The sequence below is a fragment of the Prevotella sp. C0026C3 genome (genome assembly GCF_056590795.1).
Genome location: NZ_JBWPWW010000008.1, coordinates 34,832 through 50,935 on the forward strand (window position 1 = coordinate 34,832; position 16,104 = coordinate 50,935).

Annotated in this window: 12 protein-coding genes and 1 pseudogene; all 13 read right to left on the reverse strand. The window is 42.1% G+C overall.

What is annotated here, in order from left to right; translation table 11 throughout:
* Window positions 1–156 precede the first annotated feature (156 nt).
* The 13 genes and pseudogenes from AC1EK4_RS06745 to AC1EK4_RS06805 all read right to left on the reverse strand — a co-directional run bounded on the left by AC1EK4_RS06745 (window position 157) and on the right by AC1EK4_RS06805 (window position 16,103).
* Window positions 157–1,533, reverse strand: coding sequence for a sulfatase (locus AC1EK4_RS06745; protein ID WP_480357597.1), 1,377 nt, complete (start codon window positions 1,531–1,533; stop codon window positions 157–159).
* 99 nt (window positions 1,534–1,632) lie between these two features.
* Window positions 1,633–2,883, reverse strand: a pseudogene (locus AC1EK4_RS06750) (serine hydrolase domain-containing protein); the annotation flags it as partial.
* 62 nt (window positions 2,884–2,945) lie between these two features.
* On the reverse strand, window positions 2,946–3,758 hold the full coding sequence (gene murQ / locus AC1EK4_RS06755) for an N-acetylmuramic acid 6-phosphate etherase (protein ID WP_036897114.1): 813 nt from the start codon (window positions 3,756–3,758) through the stop codon (window positions 2,946–2,948).
* Between the two features lie 2 nt (window positions 3,759–3,760).
* Window positions 3,761–4,621: an ATPase gene (locus AC1EK4_RS06760; RefSeq protein WP_062432910.1), complete on the reverse strand. Its 861-nt coding sequence runs from the start codon at window positions 4,619–4,621 to the stop codon at window positions 3,761–3,763.
* Between the two features lie 4 nt (window positions 4,622–4,625).
* The gene (locus AC1EK4_RS06765) at window positions 4,626–5,825 is read right to left on the reverse strand and encodes an acyltransferase family protein (protein WP_036897119.1); all 1,200 of its coding nucleotides are present in this window, start codon (window positions 5,823–5,825) and stop codon (window positions 4,626–4,628) included.
* Between the two features lie 13 nt (window positions 5,826–5,838).
* Window positions 5,839–7,029 (reverse strand): exo-beta-N-acetylmuramidase NamZ family protein, encoded by a 1,191-nt coding sequence (locus tag AC1EK4_RS06770; protein WP_062432924.1) that lies wholly within the window; start codon window positions 7,027–7,029, stop codon window positions 5,839–5,841.
* Between the two features lie 49 nt (window positions 7,030–7,078).
* Window positions 7,079–8,422, reverse strand: coding sequence for an MFS transporter (locus AC1EK4_RS06775; RefSeq protein ID WP_062432904.1), 1,344 nt, complete (start codon window positions 8,420–8,422; stop codon window positions 7,079–7,081).
* 20 nt (window positions 8,423–8,442) lie between these two features.
* Window positions 8,443–9,852, reverse strand: coding sequence for a glycosyltransferase family 2 protein (locus tag AC1EK4_RS06780; RefSeq protein ID WP_480357552.1), 1,410 nt, complete (start codon window positions 9,850–9,852; stop codon window positions 8,443–8,445).
* Between the two features lie 49 nt (window positions 9,853–9,901).
* Entirely contained in the window at window positions 9,902–12,535 is a 2,634-nt protein-coding gene (locus tag AC1EK4_RS06785; RefSeq protein ID WP_480357598.1) for a golvesin C-terminal-like domain-containing protein, read from the reverse strand.
* Between the two features lie 33 nt (window positions 12,536–12,568).
* Window positions 12,569–14,017 carry a sodium:solute symporter gene (locus AC1EK4_RS06790; RefSeq protein WP_036897131.1) on the reverse strand — a complete coding sequence of 483 codons (1,449 nt, stop codon included), beginning with the start codon at window positions 14,015–14,017 and terminating at the stop codon, window positions 12,569–12,571.
* Window positions 14,018–14,037: 20 nt separating this feature from the next.
* Complete coding sequence (locus AC1EK4_RS06795; RefSeq protein ID WP_036897135.1) at window positions 14,038–15,207, reverse strand: exo-beta-N-acetylmuramidase NamZ family protein; 1,170 nt, start codon at window positions 15,205–15,207, stop codon at window positions 14,038–14,040.
* A gap of 348 nt (window positions 15,208–15,555) precedes the next feature.
* Complete coding sequence (locus AC1EK4_RS06800; RefSeq protein WP_036897226.1) at window positions 15,556–15,852, reverse strand: glutaredoxin; 297 nt, start codon at window positions 15,850–15,852, stop codon at window positions 15,556–15,558.
* Between the two features lie 17 nt (window positions 15,853–15,869).
* Complete coding sequence (locus AC1EK4_RS06805; protein ID WP_036897139.1) at window positions 15,870–16,103, reverse strand: YecH family metal-binding protein; 234 nt, start codon at window positions 16,101–16,103, stop codon at window positions 15,870–15,872.
* Window position 16,104 lies beyond the last annotated feature (1 nt).

Here is a 16,104-nt window from a genome sequence, read left to right on the forward strand (position 1 = left end):
TGCTGCAAGGGCTTATCAGCATTGCTGTATCGGCCTTTCAACAAAACTGCCAAACTTCCGCAGCGATGCTGCGAAAGCCTGACAGTTGTTTAGATGAAGTGTTAATGAGTTAACAAGTAGACAAGCTTTTTTGTCTAGAAAGCCTAAAAGCAGCTATTACTTGGCATTCAATCTATATTTATTCTTTTGTTTTCGGATAGTTTTGGCAGCACGATTAACAACTTTAGAATACTTAATCTCACCCACCACATTCTTATTTTCCGCAGCATCTTCTTGATGGTCGAACAACATCCGATGCCCCGATTTTGGCCATTCTGCATAACTATATCGACCATCTATAAAATTATCGCCACCTTCCCATTGCACAAATACATTCCTCTTTGTATCCGTCTTCTTATCTTTTAGGACCGGCAAGAAACTTATTCCTTCCAATTGTGCGACTGGTATTGGTAAATGACAAAGATCGCACAAGGTCGGATATAAGTCTACCAATTCCACCATTGAGGCGGACTTTCCCTGTTCCATGCCGGGTACATGAACGATAAGAGGTATTCGAGTGGCACAATCCATCAAGTTATGTTTGCCCACGAAACCGTGTTCACCCAAATTCCAACCATGGTCACCCAGCAATACGACGATGGTATTGTCGGCAAGTCCCAATGTATTAAGTTCTTCCATAACGCGTCCAAAAAGTGCATCTACATAGCTCACACAAGCATAATAACCATGTTTCACCTCGCGCAAGAAAGCCTCATCAGTAGGAGTTGATACCCGTGCATACGCATTTATCTCATTAGAATTTTTCACTTCATCTGGCAAATCTTTCGGTCTATAGCGATTCGAAGCCATCGGGATGCTGGCCCTATCGTATAAATCCCAGTACTTTTTGGGTGCACAGAATGGCAAATGGGGCTTCCAAAATCCGCAAGCCAAGAAGAAAGGCTCGTTCCGACTCTTGAGTCTACGTAGGTCGGAGATGGTTTTCAGCATCACATGTCCATCATCATAAGCCGTATCGGGCACATCGGCCATCTCTGAAAAGGGGCCACGCATCGTTTTTGGATTCATATGCTTGCCCGATTCACTGTTCAACCAAAGTTCCCACTTGTTGTATTCCGCCCAATAGACATCATATCCTTTCGGATGTAATCTCCACGGTGCTTCACTCCATGTATCGGCCTTATCCTCCACATGATGAATCACCTTTCCATTAGAAATAGTATGATATCCATGCGAAGTAAACCACTGTGACAAGGCTATCGCATTGGGCGCGTCATGGCTTATACGGCTTGTGTAATTGACAAACCGATGTGGAAACTTGGGGTACATGCCCGTAAACAGACTGGCACGCGACGCCCCACTCACCGGAATATTACAATAAGCATTGTCAAACACCAGTGATTGAGCAGCGAATCGGTCTATATTTGGCGTGCGTATGGCCTCCACACCGTAGCATCCCAATTCCGGCCGAAGGTCATCACACATCACCAACAAGACATTCATACGCTTTTGCCCGTCTTGATTAGCAGCCATCACACACTTACAGCCACTACTTACGACTGCTCCTACAAAAGTAAAGATTAAGCGTTTATTCATTCCTTCCAATTCTTGTGAGAGAAAAAATTACTTTATGACACTTCCGGCAACGGCATTGGACACCAGTGCGCGGAGACGAATAACATTAGACTTATCGACCGGATGAACGCAATTAGTCAGTAAGATGATAGAAATATCGTTGACAGGATCTATCAATATAGAGGTACCACTGTAGCCTGTATGGCCATAAGTTTCTTGACTCAACAAGTCGCCGGCATTAGATGCATAAGGCGAATAAATGACCCAACCCAGCGTACGGCCAAATTTCATGAGATCGTGGGGTATCGTTCGCATGGCTTTCACGGCAAGTGGACTCAACACGCGTTGTCCATTCCACTCTCCACCGTTTTGTAACATAGCGCAGAACACGGCAATATCATCAGCTGTGGAAAACAGACCGGCATTACCAGAAACGCCACCATTCATAACACGAGCCAATGGGTCGTGTACTTGACCCAACAATACGCTACCATCATCTTGCCGTTCTGTCGGGGCTATGGGATAATTTTCGCCATCAGCTTTCGTTCCCTCTTTCAGCCATCGGGGACTATCGGTGTTGACCCATAATCCTTTCTTATTTTGCTTACAAGGCAAATAATCTGTGTGTTCCATTCCCAGTGGTTTGAATATTTGCTCGGTAGCAAAGTCACGCAAACTCTTCCCGGCAAGCTTCTCTACAATGTTTTGTAGCGTAATATAGTTCAAACAACTGTATTGAGAGCCGGTTCCCGGTTTAAAATCTCGCTTGCATGTAGCAATATAATCCATTGTAGCCGCAGGATTAGGACTACCATATTTAGCCTTCAATTCGGCTACAGGAGCATACGAAGGCAACCCTGATGTGTGCGTAAAAAGATTGACCACCCGAATTGTTGCAGAATCCTTACCTTCCACACTCCAACTGCGAAAGTTTGGAATAATTGTATTTACGGCATCCAACGTGCGCAACTGTCCACGTTCCATAAGAATCATGGCACATGTAGCCGTTGACATAGGCTTGCTACATGAGGCCAAATCAAACACGGTCTGCACAGTCATCGGTTTCTTTTCGGGATATACTTGGCGATTACCATAAGCTTTTAGATAAGCCATCTTGCCATGCCGCACCACCGCTAACACAGCTCCCGGCGTACGACCTTCTTTAATTGCCTGTTCAATAGCTGCGTCGGCATTTTTCAATCGCTCGCTACTCATACCCACACTTTCAGGTGTCACCCTAGGTAAATTGCCAGCCCATGCTACGTGACAACACAATAATAATCCTATAACCGAAAATCTAATTTTCATATTTTTACTATTTTTGAGTTATGTTTCCATTCATTTCTTTCGTTTAATAATACTCACAAGCACTACTTATCATAGGCTTCGAGCGTCTTTTCCACAGATCCATGAAGTAGCAACAATCTCTTGGCCTTACCATAATCGAGCCCTAACATATCGACGAGCATACGAGTTCCACGGTCAACCAATTTCTGATTGGTGAGCTGCATATTCACCATTCGATTGCCTTTAACTCGCCCTAGCTGAATCATTACAGAGGTACTTATCATGTTCAGTATCATTTTCTGACCGGTTCCCGACTTCATTCGCGAACTTCCTGTCACATACTCAGGCCCAACAATCATTTCTATAGCCACGTCAGACTCTTTAGACATTGGTGAATCGGGATTGCTTGTGATGCACGCTGTCAAGATACCATGCTCGCGAGCTTCGTGCAACGCCCCCACAACATAGGGAGTTGCACCGGAAGCAGCGATGCCAATGACAGTATCATTGGCATTGATATTATTTTCTACCAATTCATTCCAACCATCCTCTACGCTATCTTCTGCTTTCTCCACAGCATTGCGCAAGGCGGTATCACCACCGGCTATCAACCCGATGACCAATGTTTTGGGGACACCAAACGTAGGGGGAAGTTCAGAAGCGTCGAGCACTCCAAGACGCCCACTCGTACCTGCACCCATATAAAAAATACGACCTCCTTGACGCATTCTAGGTACAATCTGTTCTACAAGCTTCTCTATTTGTGGAATAGCCTGCTGTACTGCCGAAGCCACTTTTTGATCTTCTCGATTAATATCTTCCAATAATTCACGTACAGACTTATTCTCTAAATCATTGTAGAGGGAAGACTGCTCTGTAATCTTAGTAAAACTCATACTCAATTCTTCTTTGAATTTAATCTATGATACTCTATCAAACCTTCCATCGGTGTCTTACTGATAGTTCCAATGCGTACGCCCAAAGTCTCAGCCGCCTCGGTAAGCTCCTGCCGATACACCAATGCTATCGTTCCAATACAGTTAAGTGGATACGTACGATAATCATAATGCAAGATATTACGCTTCACAAAGGCAGTGAAAGCTTCTATCAATAACCGATGGACAGTAGCATCGTCACGGTGCTGTTCAAGGAAGATATTCAAGCTGGCAAGGAATCGACTGGGGAAAGGTTGGCGATAAACACGCTCTATAATATCCGCTTGTGACAAACCAAATTGTTGAAAGAACTGATCTTTCAATGCCGGGGACATCTGATCTTTCAATATATCACCGACCAAACGCTTACCAAGATTTGCCCCACTTCCTTCATCGCCAAGGATGAAACCAAGCGCAGGTGTATTCTTAACAATCTCCTTACCATCAAAGAAACAGGAATTAGAACCTGTCCCTAAGATACTGGCAATACCCGGTGCATGTCCACATAAACTGCGAGCTGCAGCCAATAAATCGGACTGAGCCTCTACTATTCCATCAACTGGCAAGCTACGTCGTATCGTAACTTCTACTTCAGGACTCTTCTGAGGAGTACATCCAGCACCATAAAAATAGACGGAGTCTAGGCGTTCAACAGGCAATTGGGGAAGCAAGTTTTCACGAATTTCGGCAGCCATCTCGTCAGAACTCTGAAAAAAAGGATTCATTCCCTTAGTCGGGATTCGACGAATTGCTTTTCCATCTTCTACTAAACACCAATCGGTTTTAGTAGATCCGCTATCAGCAATTAATAGTAATTGACTCATATCATTATAGCTTTATGTAAATACGACGCTTGTATAATTGGTATCCTACACACCAATTCAATAGCACAAACAGCAATGCATAGGCCAACGAACCGCCATTATCACCAAATACAGGTTGCAACAATTCATTGTAGAAGAAGCCTATGATTGTGGTGTCCTCGCCACCAAACTTAAACGAGAATGCTCCAAACACTATAGCAAAGAAATCACTTAATACGTATAGAAACAAAGGATTGACACCAAAAACCTCAAAGAATCGGCACCAACGACGGTGTTCCTTAACATCTATAATGTAAATAAGCAGAGCCAAAAGTGTGGCGGCTAGTCCACAAGCAACAAAGACATAGGTTGGAGACCAGACCTTTTTGTTGAGTGGACAGCCATAGCTCAACAAGAAACCACTAAAAGTCAAGGTTGTCCCAACAACAAATAAAGGAATAATTTTGGTAATCAGCAAATCGGTTTTTGTATCCGTTGATACGACATGAGTACGTTTGCTAAAAAGCAATCGGCCGACAAGAAACCCTAGAAGGGTATGAGCTACGGCAGGAATTGTACTAAGCAAGCCTTCGGGGTCAATACCATTGTCATGATACATGTGGGCATCGGTAAGGATAGCACGGTCTACTATAGAAAGAATATTGGTCTCATCGTAAGCAAAACCATTACCGACAAACAATATCACACAATAACCTACCAACAACGTAACAACAATATAAGGAATATAACGATGACGAACGGTGATAGCCACAAGCGATGCTACGCCATAACAAATGGCTAAACGAGCCAGTACACCCGATATACGCATCTTTTCAAACGACCAAACCATATACCATATTTGGTCCAACAAGCCTGCATTTTCCAAAGGGTTATTCCAACGATAACAAAATCTTGCAAACCAACCAATGGCTACCCCAACCAAATAAATAAGGATTATACGGCGGATAATCTTGGTAACTGTAGACCTATCGCACTTGAAATCAAACGTCAATAGAGATATGAATATACATACACCCATAATAAACATAAAGAAAGGAAAGACCAAATCGGTAGGTGTCATTCCATTCCATTCAGCATGTCCTAACGGAGTAAGGATGTGAGACCAACTTCCGGGATTATTCACAAGTATCATACCGGCTATCGTGATACCGCGTAGAATGTCGATAGCTAATATCCTATTGCTCTTTTTGATATGCTCTGTCATAATATCAGTAAGTTTAATGATAAAGATAATACTTTTTAGAAAGACTACGGAAAGCGTCTACATCTTTATACCAATAACCACGAGCATCGCTCCATTGGTTGCGCTTCATCATAAGTCGGCGAATCTGTTTGGAGCCACAGACTTTATCAAACATAGAGAATCTGCCCTTATCTGCATGCTCAAGAATTGAATATTCCGGATAAAGCCTGGCTATCTCTTGCATCAAGATAAACTGTATGTCGGTAAGAGTCGCCTCTTTATAATTAGTCAAATGCACTTGCACACCTTGCAACTGCTTTCCTACTCCAACGCTATAGTAAGGGCGTACGTAGATAGGACGGAACGTTACACCGGGCAAATGGTGAGCGTTCATGGCCGAAGCTAGTTGATTGGCATTCACCCAAGAAGCTGCAAACATCTGGAAAGGAATCGTATAGCCCACTCCAATAGACATGTATCCTAATTCTCCTAAGATACCACTGACGGGATAGTAATAAGAAGTAAGGGCTTGAGGGATATGGGGTGAGGAAGCAATCCATTGCAATCCAGTATCACCATAGTTCATATGGCGCTTCCAACCTTTCATCTTTACGACTGTAAGTTTACATTGTACCCCATTTTTTAACATGTGTTCGTCATTCAGCAGCTGCGCCAACTCTCCACATGTAAGTCCGTATATATAAGGTATTTTAAACTGACTGACAAACGAAACACAATCGGGCTCTACTAAATTCCCTTCAATTTTCAATCCACCAATAGGATTAGGACGGTCTAATACCACAAACTCCTTACCGCATTCTGCGGCAGCTTCCATTGCAAGCCCCATTGTACTGATAAACGTAAACGATCGACAACCAATGTCTTGAATATCGTATACCAATACGTCAATATCTTTCAACATATCTTGAGCGGGTTTGCGTGTCTTTCCATAGAGCGAATATACTGGTAATCCTGTAGTTACATCTTTGATATCTTCGACCTTATCACCGGCTTTTACATCACCACGTACCCCATGCTCCGGGCCAAAAAGAGCCACAAGATTCACATTAGGAGCTTCATACAAAATATCTATCGTAGACTTCAAATTGCTATCAACACCGGTAGGATTGGTTATCAAACCAACCCGTTTCCCTTCTAAGCATTTGAATTGTTGGTCACGTAAAACTTCGATACCCACCTCAACGCGATGGCTACGAGCCTCCATGACTAACGGAGAGCATGCAAGCACACCAATAAGTAATGCTATTATACCTTTATACGTCTTCATTTTCTTGCTCTTCTTTCTTCCCATACATAGGGTCAACCTTTACTAATAATGTTACGGCTATAGTAGCTAAACAGCATAAGATGACCATCCAAAAGAAGTGTTCATAGCCTAACCATTCTTGTAGATAACCGGCAAACATGCCCGGAATCATCATACTCAAAGCCATGAAAGCCGTACAGATAGCATAATGTGCTGTCTTGAACTCGCCCTCAGAGAAGTACATCATATACAACATGTACGCTGTAAAACCAAAACCATAACCAAATTGCTCTATAGCTACGCAAATACTGATAACAACAAGGTTGGATGGCACGAACATACTCAAGTATACGAACGTGAAACAAGGCAGGGTCATACAAGCAGCCATAGGCCACAAAGACTTCTTCAAGCCCCATTTAGATGCAGCAATACCACCGATGATTCCACCAATAGTAAGGAAGAAGACACCTATTGTACCATAGACGATGCCCACATTCTCGGTTGCTAGCTGCAATCCTCCATGCTCGCGAGTATCTAACAAGAAAGGATTGACCATCTTCAAAAGAAATGCTTCGGGCAAACGATAAAGCAACATGAAAACAATAGCAATCAATACACCGGGCTTTTTGAAGTACGTAACAAAGGTACGACCAAACTCAAAGATAATCTCTTTAGCCTGTCCTTTTGTGTCACCAAGGCGTGATGCATCTTCTTTGGGCCTTGGAATGAAGAATGTATGATAGAATGTTACCAAAGCAAACATAATGGCCGTGATTACCATCGTAATGGTCCAAGCCATTGGTATATTATTAGTCTTCGATTCTAACAACCCCGCAATAAATACCAAAACACCTTGTCCAAAGATGGAAGAAAGGCGATAGAAGGTGCTACGAATACCAACAAAAAGTGATTGTTCGGAATGATTAAGTGCCAACATATAGAATCCATCAGCTGCAATATCATGGGTTGCCGAGGCAAAAGCCGTAATAATAAAGAGTATTAGCACGAATGTAAACATACTCACAGGGGTCTGCATGGACTGAATCAATGACAAATCAGGATGCGGAATTGATAATGTAAGCAGCACAAAACATGCGCTTATCAGCAATTGCATCATCAAAATCCACCATCGCTTGGTACGAACAATATCGACAAACGGACTCCACAATGGCTTGATGGTCCATGGCAAATAAAGCAAACTGGTAAACAATGCCATCTCACCATTAGGCACTCCCATACGCGTAAACATCGTTACGGAGATGTTATTGACGATGAAATAAGGGATTCCCTCAGCAAAATAGAGGGTTGGTATCCACAACCATGGACTGATATTTCGAGTGATATTCTTCATTCAAACAAGAAAGTTAATTGTTATTGACGATTCATTGCTATACGCGCCTGAAGTTCCCAAGTACGGATTCTATCCTTATATAGATTATTAGCGTTCACCTTTTCTATACTCAATGCCGCATCCGAATTGCCTCCCCAACGCCGGCAAAGATAAAGAACATCATAGATTCGACCTATCTGATAGTGACGAGAAATATTCAATCCCATAGCATAATCCTCGCCGTAACTGGTATTTGGCAGTCCCAACTGCCTTACCAAAGGAGTAAAGAAAGCACGAGGCGCACCTAAACCATTGATACGCAAGGCATTATTACGTCCATTATCTGGAGTCCATTCCTTATGATCAATAATGCCGGGGGGTAATGTATTCAGGTCAAAATCGGTCATCATATAGGTTCCAATGACCATTCCACACTGCTGAGCATAGAATGCATCAACAATTGTTTGCAATGTATGAGCATCTTTATATAGGTCATCACTATCTAATTGAACAGCAAATCGACCACACAACTCAGACTGAACACCAAGATTCCAACATCCTCCAATACCCAAATCTGTACGTTCAGGTATTAAATGAACGACGCGCTCATCATCGGCAAATGTTTCAATAGCCTCACTGGTTCCATCATTTGAATGGTTATCAATAACGATTACATTGTATTTAAACGACGTTTCCTGCTTCAGAACAGATTCGATAGCTGCCTTAATTGTAGTGACACGATTACGAACCGGAATGATAACAGAAGCCTCATATTCAAAAGTTCCTTCTGCAAGATTGATTGTATCAAACTCTGGTTTCAAGTATCCACCTATCTCTTTCAGATGTTCTGTACATGCTTTCTCCATCTCTATTTGGCGGTCACGGTTACGAGGATCCACATAATCGAACTGCTTTTCACCGCTCTTTCGCGTATCATTTTCAATCTCACTATATAGATATTCGTTCACATGAACAAGACTAGCACACTGGCTCAACTTCAATCTTAAGTCATAAAGACCTGCAAATTGGTAATCAGCTGTCATCTGCTGAACAGCTTGTTTCAGCACCGAAGTTTTGAAGAAAAGCACAGACCCGAAATCAAAATCATCACGCAAAGAACCAAACTGATAATCAATAACGGGAGCTTTCACTTCTTCTCCGTTCATTACTTTATAATGATCGGCATAAACCATCCCCGCATCTGTGTCCTCGGCAATATTCATCAAGCGTCTCAGAGCCAAATACCCGAAGCGCAGAATAGTTTGTTTGGTGTAAATCAATGTATACTCTGCCGTTGCTCTTGCGGCAATAGCTCTCAACGTAGAAGTTTTAAATAGACTTTCATCTACTTTATTCACATCACTAACTTCAGCTTCAGAACGCAAAGCTTCTATTGTTTCAGAAGCCTGTTGTTCACTAATATATGGCACAAAACAGCTAATCTTTTTCATATCTTATTTATCTTTTTAGTTTGTACTATTATAATTATACCCTCCATTTTTATTCCTTTTCAAAGAAGCGAATCACGGCATCCATCAAACTTTCACGTTGTATGGAATCGATGATAGATTCAAAAGGAACTCCCATAATAAATGTCTTATAATCATGACCACTATAAGCTACGCCCGCACTCAAGTTGCTTTCAGGATAACGCATCACCGTAAACGACGCACTATCTGCTGGTTCTATACCATCGGGAGATTCAACTACATACGACTTTTCGTTTAGTTGATTCCAATAATTCACCTCTCCTATCTTTAAATCCAATGGAGAACGTACTCCTTTAACACGTCCTGTAATCGCAGCACGACTATTACGCCATTTGTATCTTAGCACCCCTGTTGCAAAATCTTGATCTTTTTTACTTGTAACTGCCAACGGATTATTCCAAATATCCGTTCCTACATAAGCGCCGGTAACCATGATGTTTACGCCTTGATGAGCATACTCAGTCAGCATTTGTTGCATGTTATCATCAAAAGCCTTAAACTCTAAAGGCTTCAAACCGCCTCGCCCCATCTTTGTCTGGCATTGTTTGCCAAGAATAACATCTACAAACGAGACACCATCCTCAACCTTTGTAAAAGTCTTTCTACTACATGATTCGAACGAATAACCAGCTTTTAAGATAGCCACACCATGCATTGAAGGATAATCAAACGTATTTCCTGCAATTACTTTTGTTTCTTGATCGCCATAACTATCGCCATACCCACCTGAATCATCATCCAACCAAGGTTGCATACGGTCAAAGTTTTTCATCTTACCGATGTAACTAATATCTTGCAAGTATGGTACCCCATGGTCTACATCGTCAAGAAATCCAGCCATCTTACAACTGCCATCACCGGGCGCAACAAAATCGGCCGGGGCACTTATGCGATTAAATCCATTCACTATCAAGGCTTTTTTAATCGGATTCTTAGACGAAATACCCACTGCAAGAGTTTCAGATGGGAAACTCTTACCACCTTTATTATATGCTACAACTTTGAAACTACAAACTACATCCGATGGAATTCGTGTCGTATAACGAGGCTTCTTCACAGTCGTCCCCTTATCAAACTCGCCCTCCCCTATTCGTTTATAAACAATATAACGGTCAGGACGAGCCGACTCTTCAAGTGAATCAAGTACAGGCGACCATGTCAATTCCACTTCTTTTTTCTCATTTAAGTGTGCTGCAAAATGATCTATCGGCAGTGGTTGAACCTCAAATTTCTGTCCTCTTTGCCTGCTCAAGAATCTCAACATACCCTTATAGATAGCCCTACTGACCGCGAAACGAAATCGAGGATCAAGCCCATAGCGCATATCTGCAAAGTTTTGATGCGACAAGAGTTCCAATAACATGGTCGGGACACGTGGCACACGCGCTTCAAAATACGATTCATCCCTGCTCCCACGACTTGTCCAATTGGGCTCAAATTGCAGTCGTATATCGTGCAAAATACTATTTTGAATACTATCTGTCAGCTCTTTACACAATTGTCTTGATGCTCCATTGGCAAACACGCCATCATAACAATCAGTCATATAGATGCCCAACGTGCCAATGATGGAATCATTCAAGGTCGTCCCGGCATCAGAATGGAAAGCAAAAGATAGGTCTACTGGGATATTCAATCCCACTTCTTGTGGATTCACTTCCGAACCACCAGCAAGCCAGTTGACCCACAATCCACGACATTTATAATCATCAGCATAGTCATTTGTCCCTTTCGAAGGAGTATAAACCGAATCAGGAGCACCTGCCCATTGCAACCAATAGCGAGCAGCTTCTGTAAAACGCGGATAGCCACTAGCATCGGGACGCCCTATATTTCCCATTCCGCCACCAAACTTTACAGCATCTGCAGTTACTATTTCGCCTTTTGAACCGGTAGCATTCGTTAATTCCACATATTGACTACCACTTGCATTCTTTTCAAATGAGAATGTTCCAAGATATATCCACGTGCCTCCACCCATCTGTTGGTTCACACTAAAACGGCTCACTCCGCCTTGATGCTTTACCGTATAAATAGCCGACGAAGTGCTTTGTGGCAACGTATGATAAGAAACATAGACCGCATAGCGCCCCCCATTCTTCACAGCCGGAACCCATCTTACCGTACTTTCATTTCCTTTTTTGATAGAAGAAGCACAACGGAACGTCCCTGCCGTAAACGGATTTTGCATATCCACATATACATCTTGTGTCTGTGCAAACCCATTCCCTTCTCCTGTAATCCACGCCTGAGCCCCAACTCGCTCTATATATTGGGAAGAACGATTGCCGAAAGCTCCATCATTGTCTACCACGATTTCCTCTGTATTCCAGTCTCTTTCGCGAGGTAGTAACACATTTGCGCCTGCATTTTCAAGCATAGGTACTAAAAATGGCAACACATAACTTTGCGTATAAAGATCTTCCACTGTCATCATCAAGCGAGCACGTTGCCATTCCCAACGATCTAGCTTATTCTCATAATATCGTCCATGGCTTTGCCACATGGCAATATGTCGCCCCACTAGCCCTTTGGTAGGAGTCTGCAAAGCTGTCAACTCTGTTACCAATGGCTCATTAGCTTTGGGCGCAAAAACTCCTTGTGCTGCTATATTCAGACTCATCGCAGCAAGTAAAATGCTCATTGAAAGTTTCTTCTCATCCATGACAACACTTTTCTAGTTAACCTTTACACGCTTGCTCAACAAACAAAGACCTATAAATGTAAAGAATGCATTGAAGATTAACAATTCATAACTGAAATGATAACCGCCAAACCAATGCTCAGAATTCTTATCCAAAATAAAGCAGATAACTGGCGAGACAATGGCTACCAATGGTATATACTTATCACGTACCGATTGCTTCATGATAATACCAAAAGCAAACATACCCAAGATAGGACCGTAAGTATAGCTTGCCAAGGTATATACAGCATCTACTACACTTGTATTATTCAGGAAATTAAATACCATAATCGTCACTCCCATCACGATAGCCATACCTAGGTGAACGCGCTTGCGAATCCGGCTGATTTCCTCTTCGCTACGATGCTTGATACCCAAAATATCTACTGTAAACGATGTTGTCAAGGCTGTAAGGGCTGAGCCTGCAGCATTATAAGCCGAAGATACCAGGCCAATGATGAACAATACTCCCACAATAACCGGCAAATAACCTCCTGTTGCTATCATCGGAAATATCTTATCACCCTCTTGTTGTAGGCCATTCATATCTGCAAACAGATAGAGTAATGCACCCAGCATCAGAAAAGCCCATACCACAACAAACTGTAACAAGATACTTATAATCATATTCAGTTGCGACTCTTTACTATTTCGGCAGCTCAAGTTACGCTGCATCATGTCTTGGTCTAGACCATTCATGGCTACCATCGTAAAAATTCCTGCTAGGAATTGTTTGAAGAAATACTGCTTATTATTTACATCATCGAAGAAAAATATACGACTCATGCTGCTTTCTTGCACCGCTTGCCACATCTGTCCACCAACCATATTCATTTGACGGGTAATGAAGTAGATACACAATCCGACTGAAATAATCAGGCACGAAGTCTTAATCAAGTCAGCCCAAATAACCGACTTCACCCCCCCCTGCGCTGTATAAAGCCAAACAAAAGATATTGAGATGGCTACATTCACGCCAAAAGGAATACCTAAGGGGTCAAAAGCCAACAGTTGAAGCGTAAAGCATACCAAGAACAAACGTACCGCTGCACCAAGCATCTTTGAAATAAAAAAGAACCAAGCTCCCGTATGATAAGAAGACAGACCAAATCGATTGCTTAAATATTCATACACCGATGTCAACTTCATTTTATAAAATAGTGGTGTCAACACAAAGGCTATCAACAGTTGTCCTACGATAAATCCCATCACCAACTGCAAGTATCCAAAACTACTTTTCCCTACCATACCGGGTACAGACACGTAGGTGACGCCCGAAATACTGGCACCAATCATAGAGAATGCTACCATATACCAATTCGACTGGCGGTTGCCTGTGAAGAAACCGGCATTGTCTACATTGCGTTTGGCATACCATGATATGGCCAAAAGTACTGCGAAATAGGCCGCAACGATGAAGATAATTGTAATTGGAGACATAGGCTTAAGGTTCTAGGGGGTTATTCCGGATAGAGTAAATAAGGTTTACGCTGTATCTTAAATTTCTTCACATCATTCTTCCAACGTGCTTTGATAGACTTTGCGTTGTGCCCACTCTCTATCATTTTGCGTACATAGCCTACACCGATGAGCTTTTCAAAAAATGGAGTGAAGAACTTATCACCGATACCTATCTTCCGATAAGCATCTATCACATAAGACAAATCAAGGCCATTCTTCCATATATCCTCATTTGGAATCATTGTTAAATTCACTCCATGACACTGTTCATTCAGCAATGGAGGGTTCTTAGCTCCGGATATACTACGCGGTATAAAGTCGTATGTTCCACCTTTCAACAAAGGATGACCATAAATTTGAAATGGCTTATCGGTACCACGACCCAAGCTAGCAACCGTCCCTTCAAAGTAACAAGTAGAAGGATACAGATATATTGACTTCATATTAGGTAAATTGGGTGATGGTGGAACAGGTAAATCATAATGCGACTGATGAGTATAATTCTTACAAGCTACCACCTGTAAAGGACACTTCCGGCCTTTACTGAGCCATCCTTCGCCATTAATCATCAATGCCAATTCGGCTAAAGTCATACCATGTACCACAGGAATAGGCAATGCGCCTACCCCCGACTTATACTTCATGTCAAGCAACGGGCCATCTACATAAAAGCCATTGGGATTAGGTCTATCCAGTATCACAACCGGTATACGTCGCTCAGCACATACATCCATCAACTTATACATAGATATATAATAGGTGTAGAAACGTAGTCCTACATCTTGAATATCCACTAATAAAATATCGGTTTTGTTTAATAACGCTTCATCGGGCTTTCCCCCTTCTCCCTTATAAAGCGAATAGATCTGCACACCAGTCTCTTCATCTATCGAGTTACCAACCGTTTCTCCAGCATCGGCCTTACCACGAAATCCATGTTCGGGTGAGAATACGCCTACTACATTAAAATGATGAGCCAACAATACATCTATTAGATGGCGTCCTTTAACCAAACCGGTATGATTGGAGAAAAGGGCTACCCGTTTATTCTTCAACAGTGGAAAGTAGGATTCTGTTTGTTCATCACCGCACATGATACCACTAGCCTGCGCTTGACAAACCATCACCAAGCAAAAAAGTGCACATATCACTAATAATTGTTTTTTCATGTCTAAGGTGGCTAGATTGTTCTTGAAGGTTTTAAATGATGCAGCGACTCCATATTTTGTTTCCCCTACATCCCTTCCTATTATTAAGAAGACGGTACAAGCGAGCAAAACGAGAGTTCGTTCTCATATTTTCTGACCGTAATCTGTCTTATGCAAAGATAGTTTAGTTTTTAGAATTAGATACAGAAAGTTTGAGTTTTTTCAATATTTTGGTATTTTTTAAGTTGCAACGATAATCTATTGGTATCACTTACGTGCTCATCGAAGAATGAAATTAAAAAAGTTCTATGGTTAAGAATACTCTAAAACTCCTTAACCATAGAACTTATATAAGCCACAATAGTATCTTCAACACCCTGTCCCATCAATATTGCATGAGGCACCATGACTTGCTCCTAGTGTAATACCAGCCTCTTCGGGTGAAAGCGTCACCCTACCATCTTCCAACACGAAGCAGGGAATTCCGGCATAACCATACTTACGAGCATCGTCGAAAACAGGATTATTGTCACGCAAGCGTAGGAATTCTTTCAGGTAACTCACATGTGCCCCTATATCAACTGTCTGATAACGGCTATCCCCTTCTATCTGTTCATAGACCGCTACACAGTCCGGACACGATTTCATACCATATATCTTAATCATATACTGGTCCTTGAAATTCAATGATTACAAATCTTAGATGCATCTACAGTAAACCCTTCCTGCTTAGAAGGCATAAACTTACCACGCTCTTCCAAGAAGTCTACCAATTCTTCAGCATCCATTCCATCTACCGAACAAGTATGAAAACGTTCTTCCGTACCAAACTTCTCGATGATAGCCTTCACCAAACTTTCCTTACTATCATAACTATTACCCTCCATCATGTGGAGGACATCGTGTCCATGTGCCATA

Excerpts from the sequence above, each read along its gene's own strand:
- AC1EK4_RS06745 (WP_480357597.1), bottom strand. The coding sequence starts at position 1,533 with ATGGCTGCTAATCAAGACGGGCAAAAGCGTATGAATGTCTTGTTGGTG.
- murQ (WP_036897114.1), bottom strand. The coding sequence starts at position 3,758 with ATGAGTTTTACTAAGATTACAGAGCAGTCTTCCCTCTACAATGATTTA.
- AC1EK4_RS06760 (WP_062432910.1), bottom strand. The coding sequence starts at position 4,621 with ATGAGTCAATTACTATTAATTGCTGATAGCGGATCTACTAAAACCGAT.
- AC1EK4_RS06765 (WP_036897119.1), bottom strand. The coding sequence starts at position 5,825 with ATGACAGAGCATATCAAAAAGAGCAATAGGATATTAGCTATCGACATT.
- AC1EK4_RS06770 (WP_062432924.1), bottom strand. The coding sequence starts at position 7,029 with ATGGAGGCTCGTAGCCATCGCGTTGAGGTGGGTATCGAAGTTTTACGT.
- AC1EK4_RS06775 (WP_062432904.1), bottom strand. The coding sequence starts at position 8,422 with ATGAAGAATATCACTCGAAATATCAGTCCATGGTTGTGGATACCAACC.
- AC1EK4_RS06780 (WP_480357552.1), bottom strand. The coding sequence starts at position 9,852 with ATGAAAAAGATTAGCTGTTTTGTGCCATATATTAGTGAACAACAGGCT.
- AC1EK4_RS06785 (WP_480357598.1), bottom strand. The coding sequence starts at position 12,535 with ATGAGCATTTTACTTGCTGCGATGAGTCTGAATATAGCAGCACAAGGA.
- AC1EK4_RS06790 (WP_036897131.1), bottom strand. The coding sequence starts at position 14,017 with ATGTCTCCAATTACAATTATCTTCATCGTTGCGGCCTATTTCGCAGTA.
- AC1EK4_RS06795 (WP_036897135.1), bottom strand. The coding sequence starts at position 15,207 with ATGAAAAAACAATTATTAGTGATATGTGCACTTTTTTGCTTGGTGATG.
- AC1EK4_RS06800 (WP_036897226.1), bottom strand. The coding sequence starts at position 15,852 with ATGATTAAGATATATGGTATGAAATCGTGTCCGGACTGTGTAGCGGTC.
- AC1EK4_RS06805 (WP_036897139.1), bottom strand. The coding sequence starts at position 16,103 with ATGGCACATGGACACGATGTCCTCCACATGATGGAGGGTAATAGTTAT.